Genomic DNA, 20,218 nt, shown 5'->3' with positions numbered 1-20,218 from the left:
CCAATTCCGCCACCTTCGCATACCATCGATACTGTAAAAGTATCGTAACCACGGAGGCGCATTCTAGATGTTTTCAGCTTTACGTCAACAGAAAAGTGCGCACCTTTTATTGATTGCTGCAAAAATGGACGGAATTGCGACGCCTGCTTGCCGGATGGCGCTGACGCTTATCCGGCCTACATTGTATGGCGAATTATTTCTTTGCCTGACGCGTCATCACGGTGCGGTAGACCTTAAAGCGGCCCGTCTGGGCGATCACTTCGTGGAAGCCGAAGGTTTCGTCCAGCACTTTCGGGTACGCCAGGAAGGCGTTCGCCACGATGCGCAGCTCGCCGCCGCTGTTGAGGTGACGAGTCGCGCCACGGATCAGGGTTTGCGCAGCTTCGAGGCTGGTTTCCATCCCGTCGTGGAACGGCGGGTTAGAGATGATCATGTCAAAGCGGCCGGTGACGTCAGAGAAGACGTTGCTGGCAATCACGTCGCCTTCAATGCCGTTGGCCGCAAGCGTTGCGCGGCTGGCTTCTACCGCCGGGGCGCTCACGTCACACAGGGTTAAACGCACTTTTGGTGAATGGCTGGCAAGCACCGTTGAAAGCACGCCCGCGCCGCAGCCCACGTCCAGCACTTTGCCTTTGGTGTGCGGCGTCAGGGTGGAGAGCAGCAGCTTGCTGCCCGTATCCAGCGCGTCACGGCTGAAGACACCCGGCAGGGTTTTGATGGTCAGGCCGTCAAGCTGGTACTCGTCCCAGTATGCCTGCGCATCAAACGTCGTCTGTTTTTCCAGACGGCCATGATACAGACCGCAGCGACGTGCGCTGTCGACTTTGGTCAGCGGCGCGTAGGCTTCCAGCATCTGCTCGGCGCTACGGACACCGCTGCGGTTTTCACCGACCACGAAAATATCGCAGCCAACCGGCAGCAGGGAGAGCAGGTTCATCAGCTGGAACTGGGCTTCCGGCTTGTTCTTCGGCCAGTAGTAGATCAGCGTATCGCAGTCGGCAATATCGCTCTGCTCCGCCACCAGGCTGAAGCGTGCGCGCTCGCCCATCTGGCGGCTCAGCACCTGCCAGTGGTGGTAGTATTGGGTGTGGGCACGGCTTTCAGCACAGTCGAAACGCGCGGGCAGGTCATCCTGCATATCTCCGGCAAACAGAATACGGCTTTCTTCGAAATCATCACTGTGACGCAGCAAGACTTCACTTGCCGGTGTAAATGCAGACATGAATTGTTCCTCAATAAACTCAGGCGGGGATTATAGTAGGTAGATGGCGCACTTTCGACACATTTGCTATATTTGCGCGCCTGAGAGACAGGAGTTATCCCTATGACATCCCGACGAGACTGGCAGTTGCAGCAACTGGGCATCACCCAGTGGGCTTTGCGTCGCCCGACGGCGTTGCAGGGCGAAATCGCCATCTCCATCCCCGCGCACGTTCGGCTGGTGATGGTGGCGGAAGAACTGCCTGCCCTGAATGAGCCCCTGATCGGTGATGTCCTTCGCAGCCTGAAGCTGACGCCCGACCAGGTCTTACAGCTGACGCCGGAACGGGTTGCCATGCTTCCTCCTGATAGCCGCTGTAACAGCTGGCGCATCGGAGAGACAAACGACATCTCTCTTCAGGGGAGCCAAATCAGCTCACCAGCGCTGGACGAGCTGAAAGCCAATCCAAAGGCGCGCAGCGCGCTATGGCAACAAATCTGCGAATATGAACACGATTTCTTCCCTCACGACGCCTGACCTGACCGCAGCGTTCGCGATTGAAACACGCGCCCACGCCTTTCCGTGGAGCGAAAAAACGTTTGCCAGCAATCAGGGCGAGCGCTATCTGAACTACCGTCTGGACGTTGACGGCACCCTGGCCGCGTTTGCCATCACGCAGGTGGTTCTTGACGAGGCGACGCTGTTTAACATCGCCGTCGACCCGGCGTTTCAGCGCCGTGGGCTGGGCAGAGAACTGCTTGAGCATCTCATTCGTGAGCTCGAAACCCGCGACGTTTTCACCCTGTGGCTGGAGGTGCGCGCGTCGAATGTCGCCGCCATCGCGCTCTATGAAAGCTTAGGCTTTAACGAGGCGACAGTCCGACGTAACTACTACCCCACCGCAGAGGGACGTGAAGACGCCATTATCATGGCTCTGCCAATTGGATAACGAATATAAGGTTGTAACGATGAAATGGGACTGGATTTTCTTTGATGCCGACGAAACGCTGTTTACGTTTGACTCGTTCGGCGGCCTACAGCGGATGTTTCTCGACTATAGCGTGACCTTCACCGCCGAAGATTTTCAGGACTATCAGGCGGTGAACAAGCCGCTGTGGGTGGATTACCAGAACGGTGCCATCACCGCGTTACAGCTACAGCACCAGCGATTTGACGTCTGGGCGGAGCGCTTAAAGGTCAGTCCGGGGACGCTGAACGAGGCTTTCCTTAACGCCATGGCCGATATCTGTGCGCCCCTGCCGGGCGCGGTTTCCCTGCTGAATGCGTTGAAAGGCAAGGTGAAACTGGGGATCATCACCAACGGTTTTACCGCCCTGCAGCAAATCCGCCTGGAGCGCACCGGCCTGCGCGATCATTTCGATGCGCTGGTGATCTCCGAAGAGGTTGGGGTGCCGAAACCGGATCCGCGAATTTTCGATTATGCGCTGGCGCAGGCCGGTAATCCCGACCGCGATCGCGTGCTGATGGTGGGTGATACCGCAGAGTCTGATATTCTTGGCGGTATGAAGTCAGGTTTGTCGACCGTCTGGCTGAATGCGCATGGCCGCGTGAAGCCTGAAGGCATCGAGCCAACCTGGACCGTCACGTCATTGACCGAACTGGAGCAACTCCTGTGTAAACAATGATTGCCTGCCCCCCGTTGATGGGTAAAATAGCCGCAATTTTGTATTCCATGATGCGTGGCGTGCTGCCGCGCTTATAAAAGAAGATTTAATTATGACGTTGTCTCCTTATCTGCAAGAGGTGGCCAAGCGCCGTACTTTTGCCATTATCTCGCACCCGGATGCCGGTAAAACGACCATCACCGAGAAGGTGTTGCTGTTCGGACAGGCGATCCAGACTGCGGGTACCGTTAAAGGCCGTGGCTCCAGCCAGCATGCAAAATCTGACTGGATGGAGATGGAAAAGCAGCGTGGTATTTCGATTACCACCTCCGTGATGCAGTTCCCGTATCACGACTGCCTGGTGAACCTGCTGGACACCCCGGGGCACGAAGACTTCTCCGAAGATACCTACCGTACCCTGACGGCGGTGGACTGCTGTCTGATGGTGATCGACGCCGCGAAGGGTGTAGAAGATCGTACCCGCAAGCTGATGGAAGTTACTCGTCTGCGCGATACGCCGATCCTCACCTTCATGAACAAACTCGACCGTGACATCCGCGATCCGATGGAGCTGATGGATGAAGTGGAAAACGAGCTGAAGATCGCCTGTGCGCCAATCACCTGGCCAATTGGCTGCGGTAAGCTGTTCAAAGGGGTTTATCACCTCTATAAAGACGAAACTTACCTGTATCAGACCGGTAAAGGCCACACCATTCAGGAAGTGCGCATTGTGAAAGGTCTGGACAACCCGGATCTCGATGCCGCCGTTGGCGAAGAGCTGGCCGCGCAATTGCGCGACGAGCTGGAGCTGGTGAAGGGTGCGTCTCACGAGTTCGACAAAGAGCTGTTCCTGAGCGGCGAAATTACCCCGGTCTTCTTCGGTACCGCGCTGGGTAACTTCGGCGTTGACCACATGCTGGACGGTCTGGTGGAGTGGGCACCTCAGCCGATGCCGCGTAAAACCGACACCCGCGAAGTGGAAGCGAAGGAAGAGAAGTTCACCGGCTTCGTCTTTAAAATTCAGGCCAACATGGACCCGAAACACCGCGACCGCGTGGCCTTCATGCGCGTGGTGTCCGGTAAGTATGAGAAGGGCATGAAGCTGCGCCAGGTGCGCATCGGTAAAGATGTCGTGATTTCCGACGCGCTGACCTTTATGGCGGGCGACCGTTCGCACGTTGAAGAGGCATATCCGGGCGACATCATCGGTCTGCACAACCACGGTACGATCCAGATCGGCGATACCTTCACCCAGGGCGAGATGATGAAGTTCACGGGTATTCCGAACTTCGCACCGGAGCTGTTCCGTCGCATTCGTCTGCGCGATCCGCTGAAGCAGAAACAGCTGCTGAAAGGCCTTGTTCAGCTCTCTGAAGAGGGCGCCGTGCAGGTGTTCCGTCCAATCGCCAACAACGATCTGATTGTTGGCGCGGTCGGCGTGCTGCAGTTCGACGTGGTGGTTGCGCGCCTGAAGAGCGAGTACAACGTGGAAGCGATTTACGAATCGGTCAACGTGGCGACCGCGCGCTGGGTTGAGTGTTCTGACGTGAAGAAATTCGAAGAATTTAAGCGTAAGAACGAAATTCAGCTGGCGCTTGATGGCGGCGACAACCTGACCTATATCGCGCCAACGATGGTCAACCTGAACCTGACGCAGGAACGTTATCCAGACGTTCAGTTCCGCAAAACGCGCGAACACTAATCCCCTCCCGGAGCACGGCAATCGCCGTGCTCTTCTTTTATTCCTGTCTTATTAGTCCCTTGCGGAATGTTCTTAATTCACCGCAAATTCACGCTATTCGCGCGTTTTTTACGCAATTCTGAAAGCGGCATTGTGAGAGTGATCTATATTTAACTCAGTGTTTAGCACCGGGCATGGATGAATTAACTGTTCAATGCATGTCGATTGGTTCTCCATTTCACCCGTGTGTTTATTCGCGATATATAAAACTACTAAGGAAGTATTTAGCCCGAATAACGGGTAAAACACAGGAATACATCGATGAATATGACAAGACTGAAGATTTCTAAAACTCTGCTGGCTGTAACACTGGGTAGCGTTCTGGTTAGCGGTTCCGCCCTGGCGGAAAGCAGCACCATGGATAAAGCACAGTCCACGGCCGACACCGCAGGGCAAAAAATCGATAGCTCTATGAATAAAGTCGGTAATTTCATGGACGACAGCTCTATCACAGCAAAAGTGAAAGCCGCACTGGTGGATGATGAAGCCATCAAGAGCACCGATATTTCCGTTAAGACCGACAAAAAGGTCGTTACCCTGAGTGGCTTTGTTGAAAGCCAGGCCCAGGCCGAACAGGCTGTGAAGGTGGCGAAGGGTGTCGAAGGTGTCGCATCCGTGAGCGATAAACTGCACGTTCGCGACGGTAAAAACGCCTCGGTGAAAGGTTATGCCGGTGATGCCGCTACTACCAGCGAAATCAAAGCTAAACTGTTAGCAGATGACATCGTGCCGTCTCGTAAGGTGAAAGTGGAAACTACCGATGGCGTGGTTCAGCTTTCCGGTACGGTTGATTCACAGGCGCAAAGTGAACGCGCCGAGTCAATTGCGAAAGCCATTGATGGTGTTAAAAGCGTTAAAAACGATCTGAAAACGAAGTAATTCTGGACCATTCGCCCGTAAGGTTTAACCCTGCGGGCGAAATAAGAACGACTCTGGAAAAACGCCGGTGAGTGACCTGAGCGCTCACGTTTAGCGGCCGACATTAACTATGGTAAAGGAGAAGCTTATGTTTCGTTGGGGCATTATATTTCTGGTTATCGCGTTAATTGCCGCCGCATTGGGCTTTGGTGGTCTGGCAGGTACGGCGGCATGGGCAGCTAAAATTGTCTTCGTCGTCGGTATTATTCTGTTCCTGGTCAGCCTGTTTACGGGTCGTAGACGTCCGTAGCAAACGCAATATTCCTTCAACAAAATAAAGCCAGTCACTGCGACTGGCTTTTTCTTATTTGCGTTACAGGTCGGGTGCGTTACTGTGGAGTGATAAAATAATCAAAACAGGAAAGCAGAGGTGGGGCAACGAATTCCCGTTACGCTCGGCAATATTCCGCCGCTGACGTTAAAACCGTTTAGTGCGGGTCAACTCGCACTGGTCTGCGAGGGGGGAGGACAGCGCGGCATTTTCACCGCCGGCGTGCTGGATGAATTTATGCGCGCGCAGTTCAACCCGTTTGACCTCTACTTCGGCACGTCCGCCGGGGCGCAGAATCTCTCTGCCTATGTCTGTAACCAGCCCGGCTACGCGCGAAAAGTGATCATGCGCTTCACCACGGCGAAAGAATTTTTTAACCCGGTGCGCTTCGTGCGCGGCGGCAACCTGATCGATCTCGACTGGCTGCTGGAGTCGACCTCCAGCCAGATGCCGCTGGCCATGGATACCGCTGCCCGCCTGTTTGATAGCGGCAAAGAATTCTGGATGTGCGCCAGCCGGGGGGATGACTATTCGCCGGGCTATTTCTCACCGCAGAAGGAGAACTGGCTCGACATCATCCGTGCCTCCAGCGCTATTCCCGGTTTTTATCGTACTGGCGCGCTGCTGGATGGCATCAGCTATCTGGACGGCGGCATCAGCGACGCGGTGCCGGTTCAGGAAGCCGCGCGACGCGGGGCGAAAACCATCGTGGTGATCCGTACCGTTCCGTCGCAAATGTATTACACCCCCCAGTGGTTTAAGCGGATGGAGCGCTGGCTGGGCGACAGCAGCCTGCAGCCGCTGGTGAACATCGCGAAGCAGCATGAAACCACCTACGGCGCGATGCAGCGCTTTATTGAAAAACCCCCGGGCAAGCTGCGCATCTTTGAAATTTATCCGCCTAAGCCGCTGCTGAGCATGGCGTTGGGCAGCCGGCTGCCTGCGTTGCGTATGGATTACAAAACGGGGCGGCTGTGCGGGCGTTACTTCCTGGCGACCGTCGGGAAAATGCTGGCCGAGCAACCGCCTCTGCATCGGCATAAACGCATTATTACGCCACCTGCAATTGTCGCCAATGACGCCCTGACCATGCCGCTGGTGGACATTCCGCAGGCGAATGACGCTTTACTGGATAATGAGGATCTGGCGTGACGCACCGCTTTGTTGATACCCACTGCCACTTTGATTTCCCGCCGTTTACGGGGAATGAAGCGCAAAGCATTGCAAAAGCTGCCGAAGCCGGCGTGCAGGCCATGATTGTGCCGTCGGTTGAAGCCGCCTATTTTACCCGCGTGCTGGAGCTTTCCGCGCGATACTCCGCGCTTTATGCCGCGCTCGGCCTGCATCCGATTGTGATTGAGCGCCATCGTGATGAGCATCTCGAAGAGCTGGATCGGGTGCTGCAACGTGCAGGAGAGAAACTTGTCGCCATCGGCGAGATCGGCCTCGATCTCTATCGCGAAGATCCGCAGTTTGAACGCCAGCAGACGATCCTGGACGCGCAGCTTCGGCTGGCAAAACGTCACGATCTGCCGGTGATCCTCCACTCCCGACGCACTCATGACAAACTGGCGATGCACCTGAAGCGCATCGACCTGCCGCGAAGAGGCGTAGTGCATGGTTTTTCCGGCAGCCTGCAGCAGGCGCAGCGTTTTATTGAACTGGGCTATAAAATTGGCGTCGGTGGCACCATCACCTATCCGCGCTCCAGTAAAACCCGTGACGTAATGGCGCAGTTGCCTCTCTCTGCGCTGTTACTGGAAACGGATGCCCCCGATATGCCGCTGAATGGTTTTCAGGGGCAGCCGAATCGCCCGGAACAGGCGGCGCGGGTGTTTGACGTGCTGTGCGAATTGCGTCAGGAACCTGAAGAGGTCATTGCCAGCGCGCTGCTCGAAAATACCCGTTCGGTTTTTGGCATCACGCTATAGATAAAGCGCCGGACGAATCACCGTTATCTTCTGTTTTTCCAGCGCCCGCGCCAGCGGTTCAATATCCTCCTGCGTGGCGCTGCGCCATGACGCCGCCTCGCCGTAGACCCCGTGTGCATGAAACGCGTTAATACGCACCGGAACATTCCCCAGCCCGTGGATGAACGCGATCAACGGTTTGATATGTTTCAGATAATCACACTGTTCCGGGATGACCAGCAAGCGGAGCTCCGTCAAACGGTGACGGTCTGCCAGCCAGCGAATGCTCTCCTTAATCTGCGGGTTTTCGCGTCCGGTCAGGAAGCGGTGATGTTCATTCCCCCACGCTTTGAGGTCCAGCATTGCGCCATCCAGCACCGGCAGCAGTTTTTGCCAGCCGGTTTCGCTTAGCAGACCGTTGCTGTCTACCAGGCAGGTTAAATGATGTAGCTCAGGATCGGTTTTGATCGCGGTAAACAGGGCGATCAAAAACGGCAGTTGGGTTGTGGCTTCGCCGCCGCTCACGGTGATCCCTTCGATAAAGGGCGCGGATTTACGGACCTGAACGAGGATCTCGTCGACGCTCAGGCGGTGCGCCATAGGCGTGGCCTGCTGCTGGCACAGGCGCAGGCAGGTGTCGCACTGCTGGCAATGACTCTCCTGCCACCAGACGCGTCCGGCCTGAATGGTCAGCGCGTCGTGCGGGCAGTGGGGCACGCAGTCCCCGCAGTCATTGCAGCGCCCGATGGTCCACGGGTTGTGGCAGGTTTTGCAGCGCAGGTTACAGCCCTGCAGGAACAGCGCCAGGCGGCTGCCCGGCCCGTCCACGCAGGAGAAGGGGATGACCTGACTAACTAAAGCGCATCTGCTGTTCATGGCTTATCACGCGCGGCTGACGTTCCAGAATACGTGTATTGCGTGCGGCCTCTTCCCCCAGCCACGTGGTGTTCGTTCTTGAACCCGCTTCCCGGTATTTCTCCAGATCCGACAAGCGAACCATATAGCCGGTCACGCGTACCAGATCGTTACCGGCCACATTCGCGGTGAACTCACGCATACCGGCCCTGAACGCCCCCAGGCAAAGCTGAACCACCGCCTGCGGATTGCGTTTTACCGTCTCATCCAGCGTTAAAATATCGCTGATCCCGGAATGATAGTGTTTATGGTGCGGCGCTACGGCCAGCAGATGACTGACAGGATCCGGCTCGTCACCGTACGGCAGACGCGCCCCCGGCGTGGTGCCCGAATCGGAGCTGATGCCTGACTGGGCGTGCAGCATCGCGCGATGCTTCCAGCCGTGCTTCACCGGCGTATTTTCAACAAACGCCGCAAGCTGTTCGCTGATGCGATAACCCAGCGCGTTGGCCTGCTCGTCTTTCCCGTAACGCCCCGCCATGCCTGCTTTCTCACACAGTACGTTCACCGCTTCGGCAAGACCGTACATGCCAAACATCGGCACAAACCGATCGGCATCAATCAGCCCCTCTTTCACCAGGAAGCTATTCTCAAAGAAGCCGGATTGCCCGTACAGAAAATCGCAGCGGGCATCGATGATGGCCATTTGCTGCTGGCAGTAGTGCGGTAGCGTGCGGGTGAAGAAGTCATCAATGGATGTGCTGTGTTCGGCGATTGCCTTGAGGTTAAGGCGCACCAGGGTGCTGCCACCGCCCGCCAGCGGCAGAGAGTTGTAACAGCTCACCACGCCAAAACGGCCTTTTGTGAAAATTTTATCATTCACCGGGCCGTTTGAAATATGCGGTTTGCTGCATTCACAAATGTTTTTTGCCACCTCAAGCAGTAAATCGTCTGAGGTGATCTCAGGATCGTAGATAAAGGTCAGATTGGGCGCAACCTGCTTCAGTTCAGCATCTGCACGAAGAATGGCACGGGTGACAGGGCCGTCGGCGGGCCCGATGTTGGCATGCATAAACGCATCGGGCAGCGTTCTGTCGAGATAGCGCCAGAAACGTTTTATTCGGCTATCGATTTCTTCTTGTGTTAGAATTCTAACATACGGGTTCAGTAGCGCATCAAGCTGCCCCAGATAGACCGGCATTGATGTCACTGAAGGAACATGGTGATAGAGAATAGTTAACAGAGAGAGGGCGTCATCAAGATCTCTCGCGCCTTCCAGCTCCAGCCATTCCGAACCGTTAGCCAGGAATTTTTCATAATCCGGCAGCACGTAGCGCGGTTTGTAGGGCGCATGGCCTTCGTACATGTCGCAGATAAACCCCTCGTCCAGCGCGGCGCGGGCGGCCGGAGATAGCGTCGGGTAGGGCAGATAATTTTCCGCTTCCAGCGCCAGAAAATGACGTTTTTGCTCCGGGGTTAACAGCGGGCTTGTCACAATGTGCTGGCAACGTTGTTGCAGGGCGTCGGGCATGTTCACTTCCTTGAATGTTCTGCGGATGATGAACGGATTGTAGGAAGCCAGCCTGCCGGCGCTTTTGATCCAACAAGGGGTATCGCTGCTTTAGTCAGCAATTTGCACGCTAAAGTTTGAACAAGATCTCATTACAGTAATGCAAATTTGTACGCAGTTTTCATTAACTGTGATGAATGTCGAAGTGTGGATGCGGGTGAATGTTAGAATACTCACAGACCCGCAAGGTAAAATTTATACGGCACTGCCGTTGGAGAATGTTATGACCGATTTAACTGCAAGCAGCCTGCGCGCGTTGAAGCTGATGGACCTGACCACCCTGAACGATGACGACACCAATGAAAAAGTCATCGCCCTGTGCCATCAGGCGAAAACGCCAGTGGGTAACACCGCCGCCGTCTGTATCTACCCGCGCTTTATCCCGATTGCCCGCAAAACGCTGAAAGAGCAGGGCACGCCGGACGTGCGCATTGCAACCGTGACTAACTTCCCGCACGGCAATGACGACATTGAGATTGCGCTGGCGGAAACCCGCGCGGCAATTGCCTACGGCGCAGACGAAGTTGACGTGGTGTTCCCGTACCGCGCGCTGATTGCCGGCAACGAGCAGGTCGGTTTTGACCTGGTGAAAGCCTGTAAAGACGCGTGTGCGGCGGCAAACGTGCTGCTCAAAGTGATCATCGAAACCGGCGAGCTGAAAGAAGAGGCGCTGATTCGCAAGGCGTCAGAAATCTCCATCAAAGCCGGTGCGGATTTCATCAAAACCTCTACCGGTAAAGTGCCGGTCAATGCGACCCCGGAAAGCGCGCGCATCATGATGGAAGTTATCCGCGATATGGGCGTGTCCAAAACCGTTGGCTTCAAGCCTGCGGGCGGCGTACGTACCGCGGAAGACGCGCAGCAGTTCCTGGCGATCGCCGACGAGCTGTTTGGCGCCGACTGGGCCGATTCCCGCCACTACCGCTTCGGCGCGTCCAGCCTGCTGGCAAGCCTGCTGAAGGCGCTGGGTCACGGCGACGGTAAGAGCGCAAGCAGCTACTGATTGCCAGACAATGCCGGATGGCGCTTCGCTTATCCGGCCTACAGGATCGCAGGGCGGGTAAGCGTACCCGCCGTCATTCACCCGATTTCGCATGGGGGTTACCGTGTTTCTCGCACAAGAAATTATTCGTAAAAAACGTGATGGTCTTGCTTTAAGCGACGAAGAAATTCGCTTCTTCATCAACGGCATTCGTGACAACACCGTCTCAGAAGGGCAGATTGCGGCTCTGGCGATGACCATTTTCTTCCACGATATGTCGATGCCTGAGCGCGTGTCGCTGACCATGGCGATGCGAGATTCAGGAACCGTTCTGGACTGGAAAAGCCTCAACCTTAACGGCCCGATTGTGGACAAACACTCCACCGGCGGCGTGGGTGATGTGACTTCGCTGATGCTCGGCCCTATGGTGGCAGCCTGCGGCGGTTACGTTCCCATGATCTCCGGGCGCGGCCTGGGCCACACCGGCGGTACGCTCGACAAACTGGAAGCCATTCCGGGCTTCGATATCTTCCCGGATGACAATCGCTTCCGCGATATTATTAAAGACGTTGGCGTGGCGATTATCGGCCAGACCAGCTCTCTTGCTCCGGCAGACAAGCGTTTTTACGCGACGCGTGATATTACCGCCACCGTAGACTCCATCCCGCTGATCACCGCCTCTATCCTCGCCAAAAAACTGGCGGAAGGGCTGGACGCGCTGGTGATGGACGTGAAGGTGGGCAGCGGCGCGTTTATGCCGACCTATGAACTCTCTGCTCAGCTTGCCGAAGCGATCGTTGGCGTCTCCAACGGCGCGGGCGTGCGCACCACCGCGCTGCTGACCGACATGAACCAGGTGCTGGCCTCCAGCGCCGGTAACGCGGTTGAAGTCCGCGAAGCCGTGCAGTTCCTCACAGGTGAATACCGTAACCCGCGCCTGTTCGATGTCACCATGGCGCTGTGCGTGGAGATGCTGATTTCCGGCAAGCTGGCCAAAGACGACGCGGACGCCCGCGCGAAACTGCAGGCGGTGCTGGACAACGGCAAAGCGGCGGAGATCTTTGGCCGCATGGTGGCGGCGCAGAAAGGCCCGACCGATTTCGTCGAAAACTACGCGAAATACCTGCCAACCGCGATGCTCAGCAAAGCTGTTTATGCGGATGGCGAAGGTTTTGTCTCCGCCATGGACACCCGCGCGCTTGGCATGGCTGTTGTATCTATGGGCGGCGGTCGTCGTCAGGCATCGGACACCATTGATTACAGCGTCGGCTTTACCGACATGGCCCGTTTGGGCGACAGCGTCGACGGCCAACGTCCGCTGGCAGTGATCCACGCGAAAGACGAAGCCAGCTGGCAGGACGCGGCGAAAGCGGTGAAAGCGGCAATATCTCTTGACGATAAAGCACCGGAAACCACACCGACGGTCTATCGTCGTATCACTGAATAGCGGTATACTGATCTGATCGCATTTTTATGAAGCACTAAGTACGGAGAACAATTATGAAACGTGCATTTATTATGGTGCTGGACTCATTCGGCATCGGCGCAACCGAAGATGCAGAACGTTTTGGTGACGTGGGTTCCGATACCATGGGTCACATCGCGGAAGCCTGTGCAAAAGGCGAAGCGGACAACGGTCGTAAAGGCCCTCTGACTCTACCTAATCTGACCCACCTCGGGCTGGTAAAAGCGCATGAAGGCTCCACCGGTAAAATCGCAGCCGGTATGGACGGCAACGCGGAAGTGGTGGGCGCCTACGCCTGGGCGCACGAGCTCTCTTCCGGGAAAGATACCCCGTCCGGTCACTGGGAAATCGCCGGTGTGCCGGTGCTGTTTGACTGGGGCTACTTCTCCGATCACGAGAACAGCTTCCCGCAGGAGCTGCTCGATAAGCTGGTGAAGCGTGCCAACCTGCCGGGCTACCTCGGTAACTGCCACTCTTCCGGCACCGTGATTCTGGATCAGCTCGGCGAAGAGCACATGAAAACCGGCAAGCCGATTTTCTACACCTCTGCTGACTCCGTGTTCCAGATTGCCTGCCACGAAGAGACGTTTGGCCTGGATAAACTCTACGAGCTGTGCGAAATCGCCCGTGAAGAGCTGACCGAAGGCGGCTACAACATTGGCCGCGTAATCGCACGTCCGTTTATCGGCGACAAAGCGGGTAACTTTCAGCGTACCGGTAACCGTCACGACCTGGCCGTTGAGCCACCGGCGCCAACCGTGCTGCAGAAGCTGGTTGACGAGAAGGGCGGTCACGTGGTGTCCGTGGGCAAAATAGCGGATATCTACGCCAACTGCGGTATCACCAAAAAAGTGAAAGCGACCGGTCTGGATGCGCTGTTCGATGCCACTATCAAAGAGATGAAAGAAGCAGGCGATAAGACCATTGTCTTCACCAACTTCGTGGACTTCGACTCCTCCTGGGGTCACCGTCGCGATGTAGCCGGTTATGCTGCGGGCCTGGAGCTGTTTGACCGCCGTCTGCCGGAGCTGATGGAGCTGGTGGGGGAAGATGACATTCTGATCCTGACCGCAGACCACGGCTGTGACCCAACCTGGACCGGTACCGACCACACCCGTGAGCACATTCCGGTACTGGTGTACGGCCCGAAAGTGAAGCCGGGCTCGCTGGGTCACCGTGAAACCTTCGCGGACATCGGCCAGACCATTGCGAAATACTTTGGTACGTCTGACATGGAATATGGCAAGGCCATGTTCTAAACGGATTGGGTGCGGCCTGATGCCCTCACCCCGGCCCTCTCCCACAGGGAGAGGGAGAACAGAATGTAGGCCGGGTAAGGCGTAGCCGCCACCCGGCAAAAACAACAATGTAAAAGGAACTGAAGATGGCAACTCCTCACATTAATGCAGAAATGGGTGATTTCGCTGACGTCGTATTGATGCCGGGCGACCCGCTGCGCGCGAAGCACATTGCAGAAACCTTCCTCGAAGACGTGCGTGAAGTGAACAACGTTCGCGGCATGCTGGGCTTCACCGGTACCTATAAAGGCCGCAAAATCTCCGTTATGGGCCACGGCATGGGTATCCCGTCCTGCTCCATCTACACCAAAGAGCTGATCACCGATTTCGGCGTGAAGAAAATCATCCGCGTAGGCTCCTGCGGTGCGGTGCGTATGGACGTTAAGCTGCGTGACGTGGTGATCGGCATGGGCGCATGTACCGACTCTAAAGTTAACCGCATCCGCTTTAAGGATCATGACTTTGCGGCAATCGCTGACTTTGACATGGTGCGTAACGCGGTTGACGCGGCAAAAGCGCTGGGCGTTGACGCGCGCGTGGGCAACCTGTTTTCTGCCGATCTGTTCTACTCGCCAGAAGGCGACATGTTCGACGTGATGGAAAAATACGGCATCCTGGGCGTGGAAATGGAAGCGGCGGGTATCTACGGCGTAGCGGCTGAGTTTGGTGCGAAAGCGCTGACCATCTGCACCGTGTCTGACCACATCCGTACCCACGAGCAGACCACCGCTGCCGAGCGTCAGACCACCTTCAATGACATGATCAAAATCGCGCTGGAATCCGTTCTGCTGGGCGATAAAGAGTAAGAGCTGTTGTGCCGGGTGGCGGCTTCGCCTGACCCGGCCTACGGTTTTCCAGGCCCGCTAAGCGCAGCGCCAGCGGGCTTTTTTACTAGCGTACTGCCTGCGCAATCCATGCCGATAAGTCCCGCAACTCTTGTTCCTGCTCCGGGAAATCCCCAATTAACGCGTCGCACTCCTGCTGCAGCATATCCGCCCGATACAAACAGCCCTGCAAGCGGGCCGCCAGCGCTTCCAGCGGTGCCGGGTTGAGGCTGTCCGTAAACACCTGCGTGCGGGTAATGTGGCCTTTCTCCACGTCAAAGTGCAGCTCCACGCCGCCCCAGGTAAAACGTTCGTCCAGCAGGTGTGAAAACGCCGGAGCCTGGCCGAAGTTCCATTCCCAGCTGCTCTGGCGTGCAAAGGTTTCGGCGAAGTTGGGCAGATCCGGGGTCTTATCCGGCGAAATCACTTCCGCATCCACGCGCTCGCCGTAATGTTCAAAGAACGCTTCACGGATCGCGTCGCAAATCTGCTCGTGCGTAATCCCCGGCAGCAGCTCCACCAGATTCGCCACGCGTCCGCGCACGGAGGTAATGCCCTTAGCCTGGAGCTTTTTCTTATCAGGATTTAGGTAGTTCGCCAGACGGCTCAGGTCGGCGTTCAGCAGCAGGGTGCCGTGGTGGAACCCGCGATCCATTGTTTCGCGGTAGGCGGAGCCGGAGATCTTGCGGTCGCCCTCGGGCGTTTTGACCACGAGATCGTTCCGCCCCGAGGCTTCAGCCGTCACGCCGAGCGCATTGAGCGCGTTGAGCACAATAGACGTAGAGATAGTTTTGTCGTATTCCGGTTTTCCCGCCATAAAGGTAAAGCAGGTATTGCCCAGATCGTGAAACACCGCGCCGCCGCCGCTGCTCCTGCGTGCGAGACGGACGTTGTCCTCTTCCATACGCCGGGTATTGCACTCTTTCCACGGGTTTTGCGCGCGGCCGATGACCACCGTATCGGCGTTACGCCAGAGAAACAGGACGCGCTGGGTGGCGGGCATCTGGCGGAAGATGCACTCTTCAACCGCGAGATTAAACCAGGGATCGTGAGAGTCAGAGATAAGCAGGCGTAACGTCGTCATGGCAGAGTTCCTTTTCCATATCTTTCGCCTACTTTATCACTATTCCTTCTTCTCGCTCTCTTCGTCTTCAGGAACCGACCTGCTGGCGGTCAGCAGGAACGGCGACTGCTGCCAGCGGGTACGCTTGCCCTGAAGCAACGTGCGCGCCAGCACGACGCCAATCGCCAGCGAGAGTAACAGCATCAGGCGCAGAATATTGGTGGTGTTATCCACCTGCTTAGCTTCTGTTGGCAGGGTGTGGGTATCCAGCGTCAGGCGCAGATACCCCAGCGGGCCATTTTTACCCTGAACGGGTTCGACAATCTGCTGGTTGAAATAGCCTCCGGCTTTTTTGCCGTCCAGCGCCAGCCTGTCGCGCACGTCGACGTGCTCACCGGCGCGGGCAATCAGGTCGCCTTTTTCATCGTACACGCCCGCATCCAGAATGCGGCTGTTTTCCGTGAGCTGACGCAAGACCTGGCCTATCCGCTTATCGTCCGGCGTTTCATTGCGCATCAGGGGCGCAACGTTGAGCGTCACCTGGCGCGCCAGGGTACGGGCCAGCTCTTCAAACTGCGGGTTGCGCTGCCGCTGATGATTCTGGCTAAACCACGATGCCCCTTGCATCAATGCGACTAACAGTGCGAGACAGATCAGGACAATCACGGCGCGATGAAGCCGGAATTTCAGTTTTGCGCGAGCCATATTCCACCTGCTGAAAATTTAGGGCTTAATGTTGCCAGAAGTGATGGTTACAGGGTAGCCTCATGCGTTATTTTCCCTCTGGAACCTTCCGGCGCGAACAAAATTACAGGAGCTTTAATGCCGAACATTACCTGGTGTGACCTGCCAACGGATGTCTCTTTATGGCCAGGATTGCCGCTCTCGTTAAGTGGCGATGAGGTGATGCCTCTGGATTACCACGCTGGCCGTAGCGGCTGGCTCCTCTATGGACGCGGTCTGGATAAGCAACGCCTGACCCAGTATCAAACCAAACTGGGCGCGGCGATGGTCATTGTTGCCGCCTGGTGCGTGGAAGATTACCAGGTCATTCGCCTCGCGGGTTCCCTGACGCAGCGCGCCACGCGTCTGGCGCATGACGCCGGGCTGGACGTAGCGCCTCTCGGCAAAATTCCGCACCTGAAAACGCCGGGTCTGCTGGTGATGGACATGGACTCCACCGCTATTCAGATCGAATGTATTGACGAGATTGCTAAACTGGCAGGCAGCGGCGAGCTGGTGGCGGAAGTCACCGAGCGTGCGATGCGCGGCGAGCTGGACTTCACCGCCAGCCTGCGCCAGCGCGTGGCGACCCTGAAAGGGGCCGATGCTAACATCCTGCGCCAGGTGCGCGATGTGCTGCCGCTGATGCCGGGGCTGACGCAGCTGGTGCTGAAGCTCCAGTCCCTCGGCTGGAAAGTGGCGATCGCCTCCGGTGGCTTTACCTTCTTTGCGGATTATCTACGCGAGAAACTGCATCTGACCACGGTGGTCGCTAACGAGCTGGAAATCATGGACGGCAAGCTGACCGGCCAGGTGATCGGCGATATCGTGGATGCCCAGTACAAAGCCAATACCCTGACGCGCCTGGCGGAAAAGTATGAGATTCCGGTCGAGCAGACCGTCGGCATTGGCGACGGCGCGAACGATCTGCCAATGATCAAAGTGGCTGGCCTTGGCATTGCCTACCATGCCAAACCAAAAGTGAATGAAAAGACGGAAGTCACTATCCGTCACGCTGACCTGATGGGGGTGTTCTGCATTCTCTCCGGCAGCCTTAATCAGAAATAACGAGGTAAACCGTGGCGAAAGCTCCAAAACGCGCATTTGTCTGTAATGAATGTGGTGCGGATTATCCGCGCTGGCAGGGGCAATGCAGCGCCTGTCATGCCTGGAACACCATCACCGAAGTGCGTGGTGTGGCGGCTTCGCCGAGCGTGGCGCGCAACGAGCGCCTGAGCGGCTACGCGGGCAATGCGGGCGTAGCGAAAGTCCAGAAGCTCTCGGACATCAGCCTCGAAGAGCTGCCGCGTTTCTCCACCGGGTTTAAAGAGTTCGATCGCGTGCTCGGCGGCGGCGTGGTGCCGGGCAGCGCGATTCTTATCGGTGGTAACCCGGGCGCGGGCAAGTCAACCCTGCTGCTGCAAACGCTCTGCAAGCTCGCCGAACAGATGAAAACCCTGTACGTGACGGGTGAAGAATCCCTGCAGCAGGTGGCGATGCGCGCGCACCGTCTGGGCCTGCCGACCGGCAACTTGAACATGCTGTCGGAAACCAGCATCGAGCAGATCTGCATGATCGCCGAAGAAGAGCAGCCGAAGCTGATGGTGATCGACTCCATCCAGGTGATGCACATGGCGGACATCCAGTCCTCGCCGGGCAGCGTCGCGCAGGTGCGTGAAACGGCGGCCTACCTGACGCGCTTTGCTAAAACACGCGGCGTGGCGATTGTGATGGTGGGCCATGTGACCAAAGATGGCTCGCTGGCGGGACCGAAAGTGCTCGAACACTGTATCGACTGCTCGGTGATGCTCGACGGCGACGCGGATTCCCGCTTCCGCACCCTGCGCAGCCACAAGAACCGCTTCGGCGCGGTGAACGAGTTAGGCGTGTTTGCCATGACCGAGCAGGGGCTGCGCGAAGTCAGCAACCCGTCGGCCATCTTCCTGAGCCGTGGCGATGAGATCACCTCCGGCAGTTCGGTAATGGTGCTGTGGGAAGGGACGCGCCCGCTGCTGGTTGAAATTCAGGCGCTGGTGGATCACTCGATGATGGGTAACCCGCGGCGCGTGGCGGTCGGTCTGGAGCAGAACCGCCTGGCGATCCTGCTGGCGGTGCTGCACCGTCACGGCGGCCTGCAGATGGCGGATCAGGATGTGTTCGTCAACGTGGTTGGCGGGGTGAAAGTCACTGAGACCAGCGCGGACCTGGCGCTGCTGCTGGCGATGGTCTCCAGCCTGCGCGACAGACCGCTGCCGCAGGATCTGGTCGTCTTCGGTGAAGTGGGTCTGGCCGGGGAAATCCGTCCGGTGCCGAGCGGCCAGGAGCGTATCTCCGAGGCGGCAAAGCACGGCTTCCGTCGGGCTATCGTTCCGGCAGCTAACGTGCCGAAAAAAATCCCGGAAGGGATGCAGGTCTTTGGCGTTAAGAAACTCGCAGATGCGTTAAATGTCTTTGACGACTTATAATTACGTATTCGATTTTGCAGGAGGCACCGTAATTTATGTCATCATTTGACTACATCAAGACCGCGATCCGCCAGAAGGGCTGCACGCTGCAGCAGGTGGCGGACGCCAGCGGCATGACCAAAGGCTACCTGAGCCAGTTGCTGAACGCCAAAATCAAAAGCCCCAGCGCGCAGAAGCTTGAAGCGCTGCACCGCTTTCTGGGGCTGGAGTTCCCGCGAATGCAAAAGAACATCGGCGTGGTGTTCGGCAAGTTTTATCCGCTGCATACCGGGCATATCTATCTGATCCAGCGCGCCTGTAGCCAGGTGGACGAGCTGCACATCATCATGGGCTACGACGAAACGCGCGATCGCCAGCTCTTTGAAGACAGCGCCATGTCGCAGCAGCCCACCGTGCCTGACCGTCTGCGCTGGCTGCTTCAGACCTTTAAGTACCAGAAAAACATTCGCATTCATGCCTTTAATGAAGAGGGCATGGAGCCGTACCCGCACGGCTGGGACGTGTGGAGCAACGGCATCAAAGCGTTTATGGAAGAGAAGGGCATTGCGCCTAACTGGATCTACACCTCTGAAGAGTCCGACGCGCCGCAGTTCCGCGAGCATCTGGGCATCGAGACGGTGCTGATCGACCCGAAACGGACCTTTATGAACATCAGCGGGGCGCAGATCCGCGAGAACCCGTTCCGCTACTGGGATTATATTCCGACCGAAGTGAAGCCGTTCTTCGTGCGTACGGTGGCTATTCTGGGCGGCGAGTCAAGCGGTAAATCAACGCTGGTCAACAAGCTGGCGAACATCTTCAACACCACCAGCGCGTGGGAGTATGGACGCGATTACGTCTTCTCTCACCTCGGCGGCGACGAGATGGCACTGCAGTATTCCGACTACGATAAAATCGCGCTCGGGCACGCCCAGTACATTGATTTCGCGGTGAAATACGCTAACAAAGTGGCGTTTATTGATACCGATTTCGTCACCACGCAGGCGTTCTGTAAAAAGTACGAGGGGCGCGAGCACCCGTTCGTGCAGGCGCTGATTGACGAATACCGCTTTGACCTGGTGATCCTGCTGGAAAACAACACCCCGTGGGTGGCCGACGGCATGCGCAGCCTGGGCAGCTCGGTGGACAGGCGCGAGTTCCAGACCATGCTGGTGGAGATGCTCAACGAGAACAACGTTGAGTTTGTGCATGTGGAAGAGTCGGATTATGACACCCGCTTCCTGCGCTGCGTCGAGCTGGTGAAGGAGATGATGGGGGAGCAGGGGTAATAACTTCCCCCTCGCCCTTTGTACGGTCCGGGGACATAG

At 57.0% G+C, this 20,218-nt stretch carries 20 protein-coding genes; 15 read left to right on the top strand and 5 right to left on the bottom strand.

Annotated features, from left to right (window positions below; genetic code table 11):
* Positions 1–193 precede the first annotated feature (193 nt).
* Positions 194–1,222, bottom strand: a complete 1,029-nt coding sequence (gene rsmC, locus INF73_RS07660) for a 16S rRNA (guanine(1207)-N(2))-methyltransferase RsmC (protein WP_047367286.1) — start codon at positions 1,220–1,222, stop codon at positions 194–196.
* 102 nt (positions 1,223–1,324) lie between these two features.
* On the opposite strand from rsmC, the gene INF73_RS07655 reads away from it, so the two are divergent.
* The 8 genes from INF73_RS07655 (at position 1,325) to INF73_RS07620 (ending at position 7,687) form a co-directional block, all read left to right on the top strand.
* A complete protein-coding gene (locus INF73_RS07655) occupies positions 1,325–1,738 on the top strand; it encodes a DNA polymerase III subunit psi (RefSeq protein WP_041911296.1) in 414 nt (137 codons plus the stop codon).
* Positions 1,707–2,150: a ribosomal protein S18-alanine N-acetyltransferase gene (gene rimI, locus INF73_RS07650; protein ID WP_028015431.1), complete on the top strand. Its 444-nt coding sequence runs from the start codon at positions 1,707–1,709 to the stop codon at positions 2,148–2,150. The genes INF73_RS07655 and rimI overlap by 32 nt, the downstream gene beginning before the upstream one ends.
* A 19-nt stretch (positions 2,151–2,169) precedes the next feature.
* Positions 2,170–2,847, top strand: coding sequence for a pyrimidine 5'-nucleotidase (gene yjjG / locus INF73_RS07645; protein WP_041911295.1), 678 nt, complete (start codon positions 2,170–2,172; stop codon positions 2,845–2,847).
* A gap of 91 nt (positions 2,848–2,938) precedes the next feature.
* On the top strand, positions 2,939–4,528 hold the full coding sequence (gene prfC / locus INF73_RS07640; RefSeq protein ID WP_028015433.1) for a peptide chain release factor 3: 1,590 nt from the start codon (positions 2,939–2,941) through the stop codon (positions 4,526–4,528).
* Positions 4,529–4,828: 300 nt separating this feature from the next.
* Positions 4,829–5,446 (top strand): molecular chaperone OsmY, encoded by a 618-nt coding sequence (osmY, locus tag INF73_RS07635; RefSeq protein WP_028015434.1) that lies wholly within the window; start codon positions 4,829–4,831, stop codon positions 5,444–5,446.
* Positions 5,447–5,573: 127 nt separating this feature from the next.
* The gene (locus tag INF73_RS07630; RefSeq protein WP_003856556.1) at positions 5,574–5,735 is read left to right on the top strand and encodes a DUF1328 domain-containing protein; all 162 of its coding nucleotides are present in this window, start codon (positions 5,574–5,576) and stop codon (positions 5,733–5,735) included.
* 120 nt (positions 5,736–5,855) lie between these two features.
* A complete protein-coding gene (locus tag INF73_RS07625; RefSeq protein WP_193541907.1) occupies positions 5,856–6,908 on the top strand; it encodes a patatin family protein in 1,053 nt (350 codons plus the stop codon).
* Complete coding sequence (locus INF73_RS07620; protein WP_193541909.1) at positions 6,905–7,687, top strand: TatD family hydrolase; 783 nt, start codon at positions 6,905–6,907, stop codon at positions 7,685–7,687. Before INF73_RS07625 ends, INF73_RS07620 begins: the two co-directional genes overlap by 4 nt.
* Here the strand turns inward: INF73_RS07620 and INF73_RS07615 are convergent.
* Complete coding sequence (locus INF73_RS07615) at positions 7,682–8,542, bottom strand: YjjW family glycine radical enzyme activase (RefSeq protein ID WP_193541911.1); 861 nt, start codon at positions 8,540–8,542, stop codon at positions 7,682–7,684. The two genes, INF73_RS07620 and INF73_RS07615, sit on opposite strands and share 6 nt — an antisense overlap.
* Positions 8,517–10,052, bottom strand: a complete 1,536-nt coding sequence (locus INF73_RS07610; RefSeq protein ID WP_193541913.1) for a YjjI family glycine radical enzyme — start codon at positions 10,050–10,052, stop codon at positions 8,517–8,519. Before INF73_RS07610 ends, INF73_RS07615 begins: the two co-directional genes overlap by 26 nt.
* 262 nt (positions 10,053–10,314) lie before the next feature.
* On the opposite strand from INF73_RS07610, the gene deoC reads away from it, so the two are divergent.
* From deoC to deoD, 4 genes are all read left to right on the top strand, one after another.
* Positions 10,315–11,094, top strand: a complete 780-nt coding sequence (gene deoC, locus INF73_RS07605) for a deoxyribose-phosphate aldolase (protein WP_003856543.1) — start codon at positions 10,315–10,317, stop codon at positions 11,092–11,094.
* 103 nt (positions 11,095–11,197) lie between these two features.
* Positions 11,198–12,520, top strand: coding sequence for a thymidine phosphorylase (gene deoA, locus INF73_RS07600; RefSeq protein WP_049137794.1), 1,323 nt, complete (start codon positions 11,198–11,200; stop codon positions 12,518–12,520).
* Positions 12,521–12,573: 53 nt separating this feature from the next.
* Positions 12,574–13,797, top strand: coding sequence for a phosphopentomutase (deoB, locus tag INF73_RS07595; protein WP_193541928.1), 1,224 nt, complete (start codon positions 12,574–12,576; stop codon positions 13,795–13,797).
* Positions 13,798–13,922: 125 nt separating this feature from the next.
* Positions 13,923–14,642: a purine-nucleoside phosphorylase gene (gene deoD / locus INF73_RS07590; RefSeq protein ID WP_003856538.1), complete on the top strand. Its 720-nt coding sequence runs from the start codon at positions 13,923–13,925 to the stop codon at positions 14,640–14,642.
* A gap of 85 nt (positions 14,643–14,727) precedes the next feature.
* On the opposite strand, the gene lplA is transcribed toward deoD, so the two are convergent.
* Entirely contained in the window at positions 14,728–15,744 is a 1,017-nt protein-coding gene (gene lplA, locus INF73_RS07585) for a lipoate--protein ligase LplA (protein ID WP_126326288.1), read from the bottom strand.
* A gap of 39 nt (positions 15,745–15,783) precedes the next feature.
* A complete protein-coding gene (locus INF73_RS07580; protein WP_028015443.1) occupies positions 15,784–16,428 on the bottom strand; it encodes a YtjB family periplasmic protein in 645 nt (214 codons plus the stop codon).
* 117 nt (positions 16,429–16,545) lie between these two features.
* Between INF73_RS07580 and serB the strand changes: the two genes are divergently transcribed.
* From serB to nadR, 3 genes are read left to right on the top strand one after another with little or no spacing between them, the layout of a single operon-like run.
* Positions 16,546–17,514 (top strand): phosphoserine phosphatase, encoded by a 969-nt coding sequence (gene serB / locus INF73_RS07575; RefSeq protein WP_028015444.1) that lies wholly within the window; start codon positions 16,546–16,548, stop codon positions 17,512–17,514.
* A gap of 11 nt (positions 17,515–17,525) precedes the next feature.
* Positions 17,526–18,911, top strand: coding sequence for a DNA repair protein RadA (gene radA, locus INF73_RS07570; protein WP_023293325.1), 1,386 nt, complete (start codon positions 17,526–17,528; stop codon positions 18,909–18,911).
* 35 nt (positions 18,912–18,946) lie between these two features.
* Positions 18,947–20,179, top strand: a complete 1,233-nt coding sequence (nadR, locus tag INF73_RS07565; RefSeq protein ID WP_003856522.1) for a multifunctional transcriptional regulator/nicotinamide-nucleotide adenylyltransferase/ribosylnicotinamide kinase NadR — start codon at positions 18,947–18,949, stop codon at positions 20,177–20,179.
* The last annotated feature ends 39 nt before the right edge of the window (positions 20,180–20,218 follow it).

This window comes from Enterobacter cloacae complex sp. P6RS (genome assembly GCF_014982245.1).
Taxonomy (GTDB): Bacteria; Pseudomonadota; Gammaproteobacteria; order Enterobacterales; family Enterobacteriaceae; genus Enterobacter; species Enterobacter bugandensis.
The sequence above is the reverse complement of the archived record's forward strand: the minus strand, read 5'-3'. Positions and strand labels throughout refer to the sequence as shown.